This is a genomic window from Prevotella multiformis DSM 16608, assembly GCF_000191065.1.
Classification (GTDB): domain Bacteria; phylum Bacteroidota; class Bacteroidia; order Bacteroidales; family Bacteroidaceae; genus Prevotella; species Prevotella multiformis.
In genome coordinates, this window is sequence record NZ_GL872282.1 from 844490 (window position 1) to 860563 (window position 16074).

Here is a 16074-nt window from a genome sequence, read left to right on the forward strand (position 1 = left end):
GTATCGGCAAAGCCCTATACCCTGTGATTTGCTTGCGGAGGAGTTCTGCAGAGATTCCCGTCTGTGTTGTTCCCTGTCATCCCTCCTGTCCGTCTTCCTTGTCCCGTTGGTTCTTTCTTCCGGGGGATGGGGTGTCAGAAGTCTGCGCTCCAGATTCCTCTGTAGAAGACGAAGGACACCTCGTCGTGGCTGTTGCTCGTCATGCGCAGCCACAGCGGATGCTTCGGGTCGTCGATCGACAGTGTATAGTCTGTCGCCTGTCCGTTGACGAGGAAGGTATTGGCGATGTCCTTCAGCTTGTACTGGTTGTAGTAGACGGCGCCGTTCCTCTCGTTGGCCGTACCTTTCGGATTGGGCCTGAAGCCCTTGATGGTGATCTGGTTCTTCCCGCTGGTGCTGTAGAGCGTGCGGAGGTTGCCCCAGTCGTCGCCCACATAGGATGACAGGCTCAGGAAACCCGGTGTAGTGCTGAAGAAGACGGTGACGATCTCCATGTTCTTGCTTGCGGCATAGGCGGCGGCGGCCTTCCATATATTCATTTCCGCCGTGCTGCTGTAACCCACGTTGATGGTCCAGTTGTCGCTGAAGAAAGCTTCGAGCGGCGTGATGTCGCGCGGGGACAGCATGACGCCCTTGTCATTGGGGTCGACCCACTTGTCGTCTGTGGAATAGGTGAATGCCGTCAGTTTCCTTCCGTTCAGCGAGTCGCCCTTCAGCACCTCGATGCCCTGCGGCGTGTAGATGAACGGAATGGCGACGGCCTTTCCGTTCTTGTCCGTCGTGTGCAGGGTATGCAGGTTCATCCTGGCAGGCAGCGTGTCCTTGTCGATGATGATGTTGTAGCGTTCGGAACTCATGCCCGACGCAACGGTGGCAATCTGCGTGAAGAAGCTGTCCCACGTGAGGTCTTCCGGCATAGGGGTCATGACGACCCGGTCGCCGTGCTTGCGCCCTTCCAGGACGATGCTGTCCTTCGTGCAGGACATGACGCGGAACTCGAAGTCGCCCTGGAAGCCTTTCCCGTCCTTGCCGACGGACTTCCCGTTGATCTTCCCGACAGGGTCTGAATACTTGTGCAGGGCGGCATTGAAGGAGTCGAAGGACAGCAGCACGCCCTGTCCCTGCTGTACGGTGTAGTGCGAGGTGCCCTTGGCGTGATCGCTTTCCTCTTCGCAGAACACGTTGTCCTCCTTGTCGAATCTGCAGAGGATGTTGAATCCGCCGAATCCGCCGGAGCCCTGGTAAGCCATTTTCCATCCGTTCGGGGCAGCCGTGAGGATATCCTTTGTCTCGCTGATCGCCTCGGCGATGCGGTCGGGAGACGGCTTGTCGAAGGCATCCTCCACCTCCGGCGTGCAGGAAGCCGTGAAGACGAGTGCCGTCAATGCAAACAGTAATCGATATGTCTTTTTCATAACTTAAGTCTTAATTTAATGTTTCCAGATCCAGTGTGCTTACTTCGCTTGCACGGCGCAGCACGATGGTGCGCAGCTTGTCGATGTCCACGCCCCACGCATCCTTCAGGTAGGTGCGGATGATGCTCAGCTTGGCAAGGATGGCCTTTTTGCCGCTCTCGTCGCCGTTGGCTGCCGTGACGGCCTGTGCGAGCCGTTTCTGCCACATGGCGTCGGTGTCGGTCACGTAGCAGGAGAACACCTCGGCGAAGTCCTCGTTGTATTCGCTGCTGGCATAGCCCGTGACAAATCCTTCCGCTCCCGAGTTCAGGTCCTTCACGTTCACCCAGTCGGCCGTGTGGTACTTGCCGGCGGAGATGCCGCGGAAGTCGGTCGAGTAGTCCTTGAGCTGGGTCAGGATGTGTGCGAACTCATGGTGCATCGTGTGGAAGTAGGCCCGGTTCAGGTCGAAGGCATCCGACGTGCCGTAAGGTGTCGTCTGCTCGATGTAGATGTGGGTGGGGTCGAGTGCGTTCACCTGGAAGAGGTTGACACGGATGCCGCCCTCGGCGAATCCCAGTACGATGGAGCCGTTGCTGGTGTATTCCGCCGATCCGATGAGCTGGAACTCACGGAAGCAGTGCTGCTTGAGGAAGTCGGGACCCATCAGTTCGGTATAGGCGTCGAGCCACACGTGCTTGATGATCTTTGCCAGGGCGATGGACTTCTTGATGTCCGCCGGACTGACGTTGTATGACATATCGCTGTTCTGGTCGATGTAAAGGTAGTCGAACCGGATGTTGTACGGGTCGGCGAAGTTCTTCCGCAGCCATTTGTCGAAAGCCGTGCTGTCCGCCTTTGCCTCTCCTTTCTGGAAGATGGAGCGGGACGTGTCGACATCGTCGTTTGAACAGGCGGCAGCCAGGGCTACGACGACTGCCATGAGCAGGAATTTTATTGTTTTCATACGTATAGTCCTCCTTTTGTTTAATTTTCTCGTGGGTTAGGTTCCATTCCGGCCTCGATGACGTCGCCCGGCAGCTGCAGGGCACCGCGGAGGTCGCCCGTCTTGAAGTAGATGGGGTTCTCGCCGTCGAGCAGATGGGTGAAGGCGATGCCGTAGCGTTTGAGGTCCATGAAGCGCAGTCCCTGCATGCAGGTCTCCAGCCGGCGCATCTGCAGCAGGGCGTAGAGCAGGTTGGTCTGGGTCTCGTCAATCGTGAATCCCTGTGGGTGCAGTGCCTTCTTGACGCCCATCTGGTCTTTGCTTTCCATCTTCTCCGGCACCGTTTCCTGGCTGTCGAAGAACGCCTTGATGGACGCGATGGTCAGCGTCGGACGTGTCGCCGTACCGGAGGACGGGGCACAGTGTACGGACACCCATGTGTTCATGTCGGCCAGTGCCTCGGTGTATTTCTTCAGCAGGATCTCCGCCTCGGCACGCACGAGGAGGGTCTCGTCAGCCGTGAGGACGGGGTCGACGACATGGATGTAGCCTCTCGTCTTGGCGGCATTGGTGTATTCCCATTCGTCCGCCAGCTTCGGATAGACAACCACCTGGTTGGGTCCGTAGAGGAGCTTCGTCTCATAGAGCGTGTTGTTGATCGAGCCGGTGCCCCAGGGCATCTCCGCCCAGTACAGCTCTCGGTCGACGAGGTAGTTGGCGTAGTTGTAGCGGTTGAAGGCGCCTGAGGTGGTCGCATACCCGAGGTAAGAGACCGCCGTCTGGAGCATGAAGTTGGCATTCTCGCTGGAACTGATGTAGTTGTTGTGTATTTCTCGGCGGCCGCCCGACAGGCTCTTGTAGTGCGAGACGGTGCGCATGAGCGACGCCGGCTGCGTGCCGAGTGCCTTGGTGGCATACTCCAGTGCCTTGTCCCACTTGTGGTAATAGAGGTTGAAGCGTGCGGCGAAGGCATAGGCGGCCCTCGGGTTGAAGTGATACTTGGGCACCGTCATGTACTCGTCGCTGACATGGGGCAGTGCCGCCTCGATGTCGGCGTTGATGTTCTCGTAGAGTTCGCGCAGTGTACCCCGCTTGTCCACCGACCGGTTCGCCTCCTTGGGGTAAGGCAGTCCGAGATACTGGTCGGCTTTCGACTCGTCGTAGGCCATGCAGAAGGCATTGGCGATGCTGAAGACCGCCCATGCCCGGCAGAGCAGCGCCTCGGCGCGTACGGCTTCGATGTTGCCGCTCTTCACCTTGCCGAGGTCTTCCAGCGCCTGGTTGGCGTTGCCGACGGCGTAGTAGGCGTAGCCCCATACGTGCTGCGGGTCGTCGTTTCCGGTCGTGTTGACCGCCTTCCAGCGGTACACCTGGTCCTGGTCGGTCTGGTAGTAGAAGGTCTTTCCGTTGTCGGTGACGTTGTCGCTGCTCCACTCCATCATGAAGGCCGGAGAGGCTGTGGAGTAGGCGGAGGACACGAGCTGAGTCGCTTTCTCGAAGTCGTTCACCTCGGCACGGTCGTCAGGCAGACGGTCCAGGAAATCGTTGCAGGAGGAAAGACCGAGGAGGCCTGCCCCCAGAAGCAAAACACTTATCTTTTTCATTTTCGTTTTCTCCTTATAGTTTTTGTATGTATCAGATTCCAAGCCGCAGCGTCAGGGTGAACTGGCGGGGTACAGGCAGGGCCACGCCTCCTGAATTGAAGAACTCCGGATCCTGTCCGTTGAGTTTCTTGTCAGAGTAGATCAGGAAGAGGTTGGTCGCCTGCAGCTTCAGGCTCATCGAGCTGAGTGCGATGTGCCGGATCAGCTGTGCGGGGAAGTCATACGCCAGGGAAATCTCCTTCATGCGGATGAAGTCGCCCTTGGCGATGCGCTCTGTAGAGTAGTTGTATGCGTTGTAGGCACGGTGCAGATAGCCGTCCTGCTGGATGGAGCGGAGGTCGGCGATGGCGGGGATGGTGGTGTGGGCCTCGTCGCCGGTCTTTGTCCATCGGTTGCGGAACTCCTTGGGCATGGCGGACATATCCGAATAGCTCGTGCTGAAGAAGGGGTCGAGGCGCACTTTGTTGCCGAAGGCGTAGGTGGTGAAGATGCTCAGGTGCCAGCCCTTGTAGGAGAAGGTGTTGCCGAAGGAGCCGGTGACGGTCGGGTCGGTGGGGCCTTCATACTTCAGGTGGTCGAGGTCGTAGCTCTGGAAGTCTACGCCGCTGGTGGTGAGTTCACCGTCCTGGTTGATGACCTGCGGTATGCCGTGCTTGTTGAGTCCCTTGAATTCCCAGGAGAAGAGGGCGCGGTAGGGATAGCCCACCATGGTGAATCCCGACCCGCTGACCATCGACATGATGCGCGAGCGGCTGTCGAGGTCGGTGACGCGTGTCTTCACGTGGGAGAAGATGAAGTCGGTTGTCCACTGGAAGTTCTTTGTCAGGATGTTCTTGCTCGAGATGGAAAGCTCCTCTCCGTGCGACTTCATGCTGGCCACGTTGGCATATTCGGTGATCGTACCCTTCGTGCCGTTCGTCGTGCGCGGCCCGATGAGGTCGTAGTTGTTGCGGGTGTACCAGTCGAAGACGACGTTCAGGCGGTTGTTGAGGAAGCCGAGGTCCATGCCGATGTTGAACTCGTGCTTCTTCTCGTAGGTCAGGTCGGGATTGGCGAAGCGGGAGATGTAGAGTCCCGTCTCCTTGTCGACGGCGAAGGGCCGCCAGATGTTCGAGCTGCGGATGATGACCTGCGAGTTGGTGACGGCCGGTTTGTCGCCCGTCAGCGAGTAGGAAGCGCGCAGCGTGGCGTGGGTCATGGCGTTCTTGAAGGTCTTCTGGAACCACGGCTCTTCATGTGCGTTCCACACGCCGGATATGTTCCACGTAGGCAGCCATCGTGCCGTGCGCGCCTTTCCGAGGCGGTTGCTGCCCTCGTAGCGTGTGGTGAAGTTGGCGGCATAGCGTCCTTTCCAGGAGTAGTTGGCCGTCCCGAAGAAGGAGACGTCGCGGTTGTACGAGTTGTAGAGGTCGTAGTACAGGTTGTTGTCCTCGATGGCATGCTTGAAGTAATGGTAATCGTAATTGGGGAGATAGCCCATGCCGTACTGCATGCCCACACCCTCGAAGTAGCTCTGCGTGCGGACGGTGTTGTTGATTTCCATACCGCCGTAGAAGTTGACGATGTGCCGCTCGTTGAAGACATCGTTGTAACTTGCCGTTGCACGGAAGTCCCAGCTGTTCATGCGGTACTTCGTCTCGTCGTAGAATCCGCCCTTCGGCAGCACCGAGAACTTCAGCGAGTTGGGCTGGTCGGGGTCGAGGTAGAGCCAGGGGTTGGCGTTGCGGATGGTGGCATCGTCCATGGCACGGTAGGCCATCGCCATGTTGGAGCCCTCACGGATCTGTGTGGCCTGCGAGGTGATGGAGTATTTGTAGGCCCCCAGCACGGACAGCTGCACTTTGCTGACGGGCTTGTACTTCAGTTCCGCCTGCATCTTGAGGTCGAGGACATCGAAGTCGATGAAGTTGTTCGCCAGCTCGTGGTGGATGTTGAACGGTGCGTAGTTGCGCACGTAGAATGTGTTGGGATCCAAGGCCCTTGAGGAGTTGATGGCATAGGAATAGGGGTTGATGTCGAAGTTGCGGTTCACTGCCCCCGACACGACATCCACGTCCTGGTTAACCGATCCCGGTGCCCGCTGCTTGCGGTAGGCGGTGTTGCCGATGAGGTTCAGCGTCACCTTCTTGCTGATGTTGTAGTTGGCGTTGATGGAGTAGGTCAGACGGCGTACCTTGCTCTGCTCGGCCCATCCGGGGTCGTCCATGAAGGAGAAGGAGGTGTAGTACTGCGCCTTGTCCGTACCCGACGACATGGAGATGGAGTGGTTCATCGAGATGGAATTGCTGAACAGCTCCTTGAACCAGTTGGTGTTGCGCATTTCCGCCTCCCGGAGGTAGGCGTTGATGGCGTCGTCGTTGTGGGCGATGCCGAAGCGGCCGTTGGTGGTGTCGTAGGTGTTGAGGAGGTTGTACATCTTCCCGTAGACACCGCTGGTGGATGCACGCAGCGTGCGCGAGAAGGAGAACAGTCCGTCTGCGGCCATCTCCTTGTAGATGCCCATCTGCTCCTGGGAGTTCATGATGTTGAACTGCGAGTAGCTCGGGCGGAGCCGCATGGTGTATTCTCCGGTGTAGCTGATGCGGTTGCTGCCGGCCTTGCCCTTCTTCGTCGTGACGACGATCACGCCGCCCATGGCGCGCGCACCGTAGATGGAAGTGGCGGAACCGTCCTTGAGAATCTGGAAGCTCTCGATGTCGTCGGCGTTCAGTCCGGCGATGGCAGAGGAGATCAGCGTGGCCGCATCACCCGAGGAGAGGTTGTCGGCATCGACTTCGGTGACGTCTTCCATGATGACTCCGTCGACCACCCACAGCGGTTTCGACGAACCGTAGATGGACGTGGCGCCGCGCACACGGATCTTCGGTGCCGTTCCGAACGTACCCGAGACGTTCTGGACGCTCACGCCGGCGGCGCGGCCTTCGAGCGACCGGCTCACGTCGGCCATGCCGTCGAGTTTCGCCTTCGAGGCGTCGATCTTCGTGGCGGCACCCGAGAAGAGGCGTTTGTCCTGCTGGGTCATACCCGTCACGACGACCTCCGTGAGCTGGTGGTTGTCGTTGGTGAGGCCCACCTTCATGCCGTCCTTGGGCGTGAGGGTCTGCGTGACCATGCCGATGTAACTGACTACGATTTTCTTTCCTGCAGGCACGTCCAGCGTGAACTTTCCGTCGATGTCGGTGACGGTTCCCGCCGTGGTACCCTGTACCATGACGGATGCGCCGATGATGGGTTCGCCATCGTCCTGAGAAAATACAGTACCATTGATCTTTGTCTGACCGAACGCCGTGCCGATTGACAGGACGAGCCCAAACAAAAAGAGCGCAAATCTTTTCTCCATAGATTTTTTAAAATTAACTGATTTGTTTACTAAGGCATTGTTTTCAAGGCATCTTCCTCCTCCCTTCCTGGAGGCGCACAAGGCGGACGGCATGATGCGGCGGCAGATGCGGGTATCATGGGGGTGCGGCGGCACCTCGTCGATATTCCGGCATTGAAGCGTGATTGTTTAGGTTTCTTTATGCTTTGTTACTGCCGTTGGGTGCAAATGTAGCGAATATTTATAAAAGAACCAAGAAAAAAACGAAAAAATGTTGTGGGGGGAGGAGAGGGATAGGCGGTGATAGGCGGCAATAAGCGGGGATAGGCGGTAATAAGCGGCAATAAGCGGGGGTAGGCGGTGATAGGCGGCAATAAGCGAGGGTAGGCGGTGATAAGCCTTATCCCACCTTACCCACCGCATCCCCTCCTTCGGAGGCCTTCGGAGGGGCTTGGGGAGATTCTTCACATCACCCACATCCCCACCTGGAACACGGCGGCACTGACCACCCAGGCCAGCACGGTGGTGTAGCCGGCGGCGAAGAGCGCCCACCGCCAGCTGCCGGTCTCGCCCTTGATGGCGGCGATGGTGGCGATGCAGGGGAAATAGAGCAGTACGAAGAGGAGGAAGCAGAACGCCGTCAGCGTGGCGACCGGCTCTGCCTCACGGTAGCTGATGCCGTGCAGCTTGGCGACATCCTGCGTGATGAGGCGGTGCAGTTTGGTGTATTTACCCGTCTCGTCGCTGTAGCCGTTGTCGTCGGAGAAGCTGTCGTCATCGGAATAGAGCACGCCCATCGTCGAGGCCACGATTTCCTTCGCCCCTACGCCGGCCAGCAGTCCCACGTCCAGTTTCCAGTTGAATCCCTGCGGCCGGAACAGCGGCTCTACCGTCTTGCCCAGCTGTCCGATGTAGCTCTGTTCCTGCCGTGCCTGCCGGTCCATGTGCGGGTCGTCGGGCAGGGGGAAGTAGCCCAGTGCCCATACGATGATGGATGCCACGAGGATGATGCCGCCCATCTTCTTGAGGTACTGCTTGCCTTTCTCCCAGGTGTGCCGTCCGATGGCCTTCCACGTCGGGAAGCGGTAAGGCGGCAGCTCCATCACGAACGGCGTGTCCTCGCCCTTGACGACGAAGACCGAGAAGAGACGGCTAATGACGACCGCCATCACGATACCTATTATATATAAGGAGAGCATGGCGAGCGACCGGTACTTCATGGCGAAGAACGATCCGGTGATCATGACGTAGATCGGCAGGCGCGCCGAACAGCTCATCAGCGGCAGGATGAGCATCGTCACCAGGCGGCTGCGCCGGCTCTCGATGGTGCGTGTCGCCATCACCGCCGGCACGTTGCAGCCGAAGCCCATGATGAGCGGTATGAACGATTTTCCGTGCAGTCCCATCTTGTGCATCAGGCGGTCCATGATGAAGGCGGCGCGCGACATGTAGCCGCTGTCCTCCATGTAGGAGATGAAGAAGTAGAGGATCAGGATCTGCGGCAGGAAGACGATGACCGCTCCCACGCCGCTGATGATGCCGTCTACGAGCATGTCCTTCACCGGTCCGTCGGGCATGTGGGTGGCGATGAAGCCGCCCAGCCGGCTGACGGCGGCGTCGATCCAGTCCATCGGGTACTGCCCGATGACGAACGTGGCGGTGAACATCACCAGCAGGATCAGGAAGAAGATGGGGAAGCCGAGGTACTTGTTCGTGAGCACCTTGTCGATGAGGTGTGTCGTCTGGTACGTGTCCTTCTTGTCGCCCGTGGAGAAGTCCGCCTCTTCCAGCGCACCGTGGATGAAGCCGTACTTGGCATCCATGATGGCCGTCTCGCTGTCGCTGCCCGTCTCCTCTTTCACGCGTGCGGCGGCGTTGTCGCGGTGCCGGAAGATCTCGGCCGAGTCGCCCAGCGGTGCGATGAGCTGCTCCACGTCCTTGTCGTGTTCGAGGAGTTTGATGGCGAGGTAGCGGGTGGAATACCGCTGGCGCAGCTCGGGGTATTTCTTCAGGTGCTCCTGCATCTCCCGGATGCCGTTCTCTATCTCGTGTCCGTGGTTGATGTGGATGTGGCGGAAGCAGGGCGACTCGTCCTCCTTGCCCTCGTAGACGGCGATGACCTGCCTGAAAAGCTCCTTCACGCCGCGTCCGCTGGTGAACACCGTCGGCACCATCGGCGCGCCGAACAGCTCGGAGAGCTGCCGGACGTCGATGTTGTCGCCGCGCTGTTCGGTCTCGTCGAACATATTGAGTGCGCAGACCATGCGGACGTGCATGTCGATGAGCTGTGTGGTGAGGTAGAGGTTGCGCTCCAGGTTGGACGAATCGATGACGTTGATGACGACGTCCGGCGTCTTGTCTACGAGCTGCTTGCGCACATAGAGTTCCTCCGGGCTGTAGGCCGAGAGACTGTACGTGCCGGGGAGGTCGACGAGGTTGAACTGGTAGCCGTCGTATGCGGCGTGGCCCACCTTCGCGTCGACCGTCACGCCCGAGTAGTTGCCCACCCGCTCGTGTGCCCCGGAGGCGAAGTTGAAGAGCGATGTCTTGCCGCAGTTCGGGTTGCCCACGAGTGCCACGCTGATGGTACGGCTCTTGCGGTCGGCGGCATCCGACAGCTCGGCGGGGGTCAGCTCCTTGTCGCTGCCGTCTCCCGGGTCGGCAGGCAGGGCGGCGTTGCGGGCCGTACGGACCTCCGCTTTCTCCAGCCTGCGGGCCTCCTCCTCCGAGAGCACTTCGATCTGGTCGGCCTCGCTGTGGCGCAGACTGACTTCATAGCCCATGATCTTGTATTTCACGGGGTCGCGCAGGGGAGCGTTGAGCAGTACCTCGACGGTCTTGCCCTTGATGAACCCCATTTCGATGATGCGTTTCCGGAATCCGCCGTGTCCCGATACCTTCACGATGACGCCGGTCTCGCCGGTCTTTAATTCTGATAGTTTCATAAGCTCCTGATTCTGTGATCCGGCCTGCAGCGTCCCTCATCCGGAAGAATGGTTCCGCCGCCGTCTCCTCCTTTGCTTCTTGCCGCTGCTCCGGCCTTGCGGCCGCCGCATGCGGCGGTGTCTGTCCGTCCGCCGTCCTGCTCCTGTCCGCTGCGCAGGGCTTCGTCCGGCTTGACAGGCAAAGGTAATGAAAAAAATCAGAACGGCCATTCCCGACAGTCTAAATACCTAATAATGGGGATGCCGGTTGCGGCCGGTCGTGTGCCTGCGGGCAGACTGCGTTTCAGACCGTGTGCGGAAGCCTGCCGGCCGTCCTGGCCACTTCGTTCCCTTCCATTTTATATCAGTCTGTCTCACAGAAGGTTGCAGACTGCAATCGAACAGGTGCTTACTTGCACTGCAACTAACGCCTGATTGAACCCTGGGTAAGCCTTGGTTGCAATGCAGTTGACGGCCGTTTGTCAGGTGAGTGGTTATCTGCAATAGGCCATTCTATCCAGACAGGAAAAATCAATCACGAAAGATGCCTGAGTAAGGCAAAGAAACCATATGAAAATACAGATGTTCCCTAGTCTGTGAGAATGATAAATGGCGTTTATCCGGAAAGCAAAGGAAATCCGTACCTCTCTGTCGCTCTTTTGTGCCGCCGGCACTGCCGTGACGGTTTTCCTCTGTTTTCTCCGTGTGCCTTGTTATGGGCGGGCTTGCTTTTTCACTCTCTGTTTCGGAAGAAACAGGTGGAATCCTCCGGGAGACCTTCCGCCACATGGAGAAAACAGGGAAGCCCTGCCGGGCAATCACCGGAATGATTGTCTGACAGGGCTTCCGCTTATCCGCAATGCCGCGGCTTACAGCAATGCCTTGAACTTCTCGTCCAGCACATTCTTCGGAGCCGCGCCGACGAACTTGTCGACCAGCTTGCCTCCCTTGAAGAAGAGGATGGTCGGGATGTTGCGCACGCCGAAGTCGATGGCGACGTCATCGTTCTCCTCGATGTCGCACTTGCCGACGACGATCCTGCCGTCATACGCTTCTGCCAGTTCTGAAATGACAGGACCCAGCATCTTGCAGGGGCCGCACCAGGGCGCCCACAAATCAACTACCAACGGCAGATCGCCGTTCTTGTAAGTCTCCAGATTCTCGGATGTGATCTTTACTTCCATGTTTGTCTTCTTTTTATGATTCTGTTTATTATCGTGATGATTCTTCTTTCTTGTCTTCTATCAAAGACCGTGCCACTTTCTTTCCTCCGGCGGCTTCTTCTCACGCTGCGCCTTGCCGGCTCCAGACCGGCCTCCCGTCAGTTGATGTGGAACTCCATCTTCTGATTGGCGTCGATGAAGTCGACCAGCTTGCGGTCTACGTTCACACCGCCGCCGCGGCTCTTCAGCACGACCGTCGTGTTGTCGGGCGTGCGGAGCTGGATGAAGAGCTGCGTGCTGCCCTTGTGCTGCTCCACGAAGGTCGACAGCTCCGATACCAGCGCGTCGTCCATGGCGGCCGCGTCCATGGAGACGGTAAAGCGTTTCAGCCGGTGTGCCTTCACGTCGTAAAGCTGTTCGATGCTCTGCACCTTCAGTTCGAGTACCGACGGATTGTTGCGGTAACGGGGCTGGCATCTTGCCGTGAAGTAGACGGTGTAGTTCACCTTCAGGAGGTTGTTCCACCGTGCCCAGTCGTCGCCGAAGAGCGCCAGTTCGCCCGAGCCGTTGAAGTCCTCGATGGTCACGAACCCGAACGGCTTTCCGGTCTTCTGCGAGAACCGTTCGTTGACTGCTGTCACGATGCCGCCGAACGTCACCTCGTCCAGCGCCGAGAGGGCGGCGAGGTCGGCATCGCGCCCTATCTGCGGGCATCGGGTGTTGCACATGTTGTTCAGTATGACGCTGTATTCGTCGAGCGGGTGGGCCGACAGGTAGATGCCCACCAGCTCGCGTTCCTTGTTCAGCTTCTCTATGGCGGGCCAGTTCTCGGTCTTCGGTGCGACAGGGTGCATTACCTCTACGGCATCCATGCCGCCGAAGAGAGAGTTCTGCTGCTCTGCCTTCTCCGCCTGGTAGAGCTGCCCGTAACGGACGATGGTGTCAAGGAACAGGCTTCCTTTCCCCGTCTCGGCAAAGTACTGTTCACGCTGCAGGCCGAAGCTGTCGAAGCCGCCGCTGTAGGCCAGGCTCTCGAAGGCCTTCCGGTTCACATTGCTGAGGTCGACGCGCTCGGCGAAGTCGTAGATGTCCTTGTAGGGGCCGTTCGCCTCCCGTTCCCGGACGATGCTCTCGGCGGCGCTGGCTCCCATCCCTTTGATGGCGGCCAGTCCGAAGCGGATCTCGCCCTTGCCGTTCACGCCGAATCCCGTCCGGCTCTCGTTGACATCCGGCCCGAGCGTGGCGATCTTCATCGCCTTGCACTCCTCCATCAGCTTCGTGATCTCGGTGATCTGGCTGAAACGGCGCGTCATCAGCGCGGCCATGTATTCGGCAGGATAATGCGCCTTCAGGTAGGCCGTCTGGTAGGCCACCCAGGAATAGCAGGTGGCGTGCGACTTGTTGAAGGCGTAGCTGGCGAACTTCTCCCAGTCGCTCCATATCTTCTCCAGGATCTGCGGGTCGTGTCCGTTCTCCTGTCCCTGCCGTATGAACTTCGGCTTCATCTGGTCTACGATGGCTTTCTTCTTCTTTCCCATCGCCTTGCGGAGCGCATCGCTCTCGCCGCGCGTGAAGTTGGCCAGCTGGCGGCTGAGGAGCATCACCTGCTCCTGGTAGACGGTGATTCCGTAGGTGTCCTTGAGGTACTTCTCCATGCAGGGGATGTCGTACTTAACCAGAGAAGGGTCGTGCTTGCGCTTGATGAAGTCGGGGATGTAGTCCATCGGCCCCGGCCGGTAGAGGGCGTTCATGGCGATGAGGTCCTCGAAGACCGTCGGGTGCAGCTCCCGGAGGTACTTCTGCATGCCGGCCGACTCGAACTGGAAGGTGCCGACGGTCTGTCCGCGCTGATAGAGCCGGTAGGTCAGCTCGTCGTCGATCGGGATGTTGTCGAGGTCGACCACGTCGCCCGTCGTCTGCCTGATGACCTTGCAGGCCTCCTTCAGCTCGGAGAGGGTCTTCAGCCCGAGGAAGTCCATTTTGATGAGCCCGGTCGATTCGATCACGTGTCCGTCGTACTGTGTCACAGGCACTTTCTGCTCCGGGAAGTCGGGGTCGGAGGCCGTCGACACCGGCACCCAGTCGTCGATGGGGTTGCGGCAGATGATGAAGCCGCAGGCGTGGATGCCCGTGCCGCGCACCGTTCCCTCCAGCATCTTGGCGTACTTGATGGTGTTCCGTTCCCTGGCGTCTTCGCTGACCTCGGCATCCTGCAGTCTGGGCGTGCACCTGATGGCGTTCGTCAGGTTCATCTTCATGCCGTCGGGCAGTCGGTCGGGAATCGCCTTGCAGAGGCCGTTCGCCACGTCCAGCGGCAGCCTCTCCACCCGGGCGACATCCTTGATGGAGTTCTTCGTCGCCATGGTGGAGTAGGTGATGATGTGCGCGCAGTTCTCGTGTCCGTACTTGTCCATGACCCACTGCAGCACCTTCCCGCGTCCGTCATCGTCGAAGTCGGTGTCGATATCCGGGAGGTTGACACGGTCGGGATTGAGGAAACGCTCGAACAGGAGGTCGTATTTCAGCGGGTCGATCTTCGTGATGCCCAGACAGTACGCCACGACGGATCCGGCGGCCGACCCGCGCCCCGGCCCCACCATGACCCCCAGCTTCTCGCGGGCGGCATTGATGAAGTCCTGCACGATGAGGAAGTAACCGGGGAAACCCATGGTCTTCATCACGTGCAGCTCGAAGCGGATATGGTTCTTCACCTCGTCGGACAGCGGGTCGCCGTACAGTCTCTTCGCTCCGTCGTACGCCAGCTTCGCCAGATAGTCGGCCTCGAACTTGATGCGGTAGATCTTCTCGTAGCCGCCCAGCCGGGCGATGACCTTCTGCCCCTCCTCGGGCGGAAGCGGATGTTCGCCGTTCTCGTCGGTCGTGAACTCCCGGTACAGGTCGTCCTCGGAGAACTTCTCCCGCCACTCTCCCTCCGTCCCGAAGTCTTCGGGGATGGGGAAGAACGGCATGATCGGGCCGTGGTCGATGCTGTAGATCTCCACCTTGTCGAGTATCTCCAGCGTGTTCGTCAGTGCCTCGGGGATGTCGGAGAAGACCTCGTTCATCTCCTGGCGGGTCTTGAACCACTCCTGCTTGGAGTAGCGCATCCGCTTCGGGTCGTCCAGGTCCTCGTTCGTCGAGATGCACAGGAGGTGGTCGTGCGCCTCGGCGGTCTCCTTGTCTTCAAAGTGGCAGTCGTTGGTGCAGATGACCTTGATGCCGTACTCCCTGGCGAAGCGCAGCAGCACCCTGTTGGCCTTCTGCTGCAGCGGGTAGGCCTCGCGGTTGGCCGCCAGCGTCGGGTCCTTCACCTCGTGCCGCTGCAGCTCCAGGTAGAAGTCGTCGCCGAAGACGCGGTGGTACCATTCGCAGGCCTCCCTCGCCCCCTCTATGTCGTCGTGGATGATCTTGCTGGGTATCTCGCCGGCGATGCAGGCCGAGCAGACGATCAGGTCCTCGTGGTACTTCTCGAGCTGTTCCCGGTCGGTGCGGGGTTTGTAATAGTAGCCGTCCACCCATGCCTTCGACACGAGCTTGATGAGGTTCTTGTAACCATGGTGGTTCTTCGCCAGCACGATGAGGTGATAGCCCGAGTTGTCGTGCATGCCCTTGTCCTTGTCGTGCATCGAGCGGCGGGCTACGTACATCTCGCAGCCGAAAACCGGCTTGAAAGGCGCTTCGCCCTTCTCCTTCCTGCCTTTGTTGACCTTGGCGCAGTAGTCCGAGAACTCCTTGATGCCGAACATCACGCCGTGGTCCGTGATGGCCATGCCTTTCATCCCGTCGGCCACGGCCTTGTCGACCAGCCTTGTCACCTTCGACTGTCCGTCCAGGATGGAGTAGTTCGTGTGGACGTGCAGATGTACGTAATCTTCCATTGGGTTATGCGTTTTGAGGCGTAAAGTTACGATGAAATACCGACATGGCAAAAGAATGAGAGTGAAAATTTGTGCAAATGACAAAAAAGGAGTACCTTTGCAACAAATCAAAAACGTCGTTCAACGACCATGGGAAAAATAAAAAAGAAACTCAAAAAGATAAGAATCCATCGGGAAGGCACAAATACATTGCTTTACGGAGCAATCTGTCTTGCCCTCATTGCGCTGGTTCTCTGGTTTGCTGTTCCGTCAAAGATACCCTTCTGCATTTTTGCAGTTCTATCCGGTACCGTCTATGGCATTGTGCTCAACTTCTACCGCTGTCCTATCCGCTACTTCAACAGCGAGGAGACGGAGGGCGTCGTCGTCGCACCGGCCGACGGGCACATCGTGGTCATCGAGGAGGTGGACGAGAACGAATATTTCCACGAACGCCGGCTGATGGTCTCTATCTTCATGAGTCTCTGGAACGTCCACGCCAACTGGTTCCCCGTAGACGGCGTGGTGAAGTCGGTGAAGCATTTTGACGGCAACTACCACAAGGCGTGGCTCCCCAAGGCAAGCGAAGAGAACGAGCACGCCGACACCATCATCACCACCCCTGACGGGACCGACATCCTCTGCCGCCAGATTGCCGGGGCGGTGGCGCGCCGCATCGTGACCTACGCCAAGGAGGGCGAAGACTGCTACATCGACGAGCATCTGGGCTTCATCAAGCTGGGCAGCCGGGTAGACCTCTTCCTCCCGGTCGACTCGGAGGTCTGTGTGAAGATGGGGCAGGCGACGACGGGCGACCAGACGGTCATCGCCAGGATGAAGATCCGATAAACAACATAAAAGAAGGAA

8 protein-coding genes are annotated in these 16074 nt (G+C 58.8%); 1 reads left to right on the forward strand and 7 read right to left on the reverse strand.

The features are described 5' to 3' along the window. Positions 1-134: 134 nt before the first annotated feature. The 7 genes from HMPREF9141_RS03460 to dnaE all read right to left on the reverse strand — a co-directional run bounded on the left by HMPREF9141_RS03460 (position 135) and on the right by dnaE (position 15228). Positions 135-1415, reverse strand: a complete 1281-nt coding sequence (locus tag HMPREF9141_RS03460) for a DUF4302 domain-containing protein (protein ID WP_007367100.1) — start codon at positions 1413-1415, stop codon at positions 135-137. A 10-nt stretch (positions 1416-1425) separates the two neighbouring features. Beyond that, on the reverse strand, positions 1426-2361 hold the full coding sequence (locus tag HMPREF9141_RS03465; protein ID WP_007367101.1) for a zinc-binding metallopeptidase: 936 nt from the start codon (positions 2359-2361) through the stop codon (positions 1426-1428). Positions 2362-2381: 20 nt separating this feature from the next. Continuing rightward, positions 2382-3944 (reverse strand): RagB/SusD family nutrient uptake outer membrane protein, encoded by a 1563-nt coding sequence (locus HMPREF9141_RS03470; protein WP_040554427.1) that lies wholly within the window; start codon positions 3942-3944, stop codon positions 2382-2384. A gap of 31 nt (positions 3945-3975) precedes the next feature. Next, entirely contained in the window at positions 3976-7284 is a 3309-nt protein-coding gene (locus tag HMPREF9141_RS03475) for a SusC/RagA family TonB-linked outer membrane protein (protein ID WP_007367103.1), read from the reverse strand. Between the two features lie 443 nt (positions 7285-7727). After that, positions 7728-10208, reverse strand: a complete 2481-nt coding sequence (gene feoB / locus HMPREF9141_RS03480; RefSeq protein WP_007367104.1) for a ferrous iron transport protein B — start codon at positions 10206-10208, stop codon at positions 7728-7730. A gap of 848 nt (positions 10209-11056) precedes the next feature. Next, complete coding sequence (gene trxA / locus HMPREF9141_RS03490; RefSeq protein ID WP_007367108.1) at positions 11057-11371, reverse strand: thioredoxin; 315 nt, start codon at positions 11369-11371, stop codon at positions 11057-11059. 137 nt (positions 11372-11508) lie between these two features. Further along, positions 11509-15228 (reverse strand): DNA polymerase III subunit alpha, encoded by a 3720-nt coding sequence (gene dnaE / locus HMPREF9141_RS03495; RefSeq protein WP_007367109.1) that lies wholly within the window; start codon positions 15226-15228, stop codon positions 11509-11511. A gap of 129 nt (positions 15229-15357) precedes the next feature. On the opposite strand from dnaE, the gene HMPREF9141_RS03500 reads away from it, so the two are divergent. Then, positions 15358-16056 (forward strand): phosphatidylserine decarboxylase family protein, encoded by a 699-nt coding sequence (locus HMPREF9141_RS03500; RefSeq protein ID WP_007367110.1) that lies wholly within the window; start codon positions 15358-15360, stop codon positions 16054-16056. Positions 16057-16074 lie beyond the last annotated feature (18 nt).

Excerpts from the sequence above, each read along its gene's own strand:
- feoB (WP_007367104.1), bottom strand. The coding sequence starts at position 10,208 with ATGAAACTATCAGAATTAAAGACCGGCGAGACCGGCGTCATCGTGAAG.
- trxA (WP_007367108.1), bottom strand. The coding sequence starts at position 11,371 with ATGGAAGTAAAGATCACATCCGAGAATCTGGAGACTTACAAGAACGGC.
- HMPREF9141_RS03470 (WP_040554427.1), bottom strand. The coding sequence starts at position 3,944 with ATGAAAAAGATAAGTGTTTTGCTTCTGGGGGCAGGCCTCCTCGGTCTT.
- HMPREF9141_RS03465 (WP_007367101.1), bottom strand. The coding sequence starts at position 2,361 with ATGAAAACAATAAAATTCCTGCTCATGGCAGTCGTCGTAGCCCTGGCT.
- dnaE (WP_007367109.1), bottom strand. The coding sequence starts at position 15,228 with ATGGAAGATTACGTACATCTGCACGTCCACACGAACTACTCCATCCTG.
- HMPREF9141_RS03475 (WP_007367103.1), bottom strand. The coding sequence starts at position 7,284 with ATGGAGAAAAGATTTGCGCTCTTTTTGTTTGGGCTCGTCCTGTCAATC.
- HMPREF9141_RS03460 (WP_007367100.1), bottom strand. The coding sequence starts at position 1,415 with ATGAAAAAGACATATCGATTACTGTTTGCATTGACGGCACTCGTCTTC.
- HMPREF9141_RS03500 (WP_007367110.1), top strand. The coding sequence starts at position 15,358 with ATGGGAAAAATAAAAAAGAAACTCAAAAAGATAAGAATCCATCGGGAA.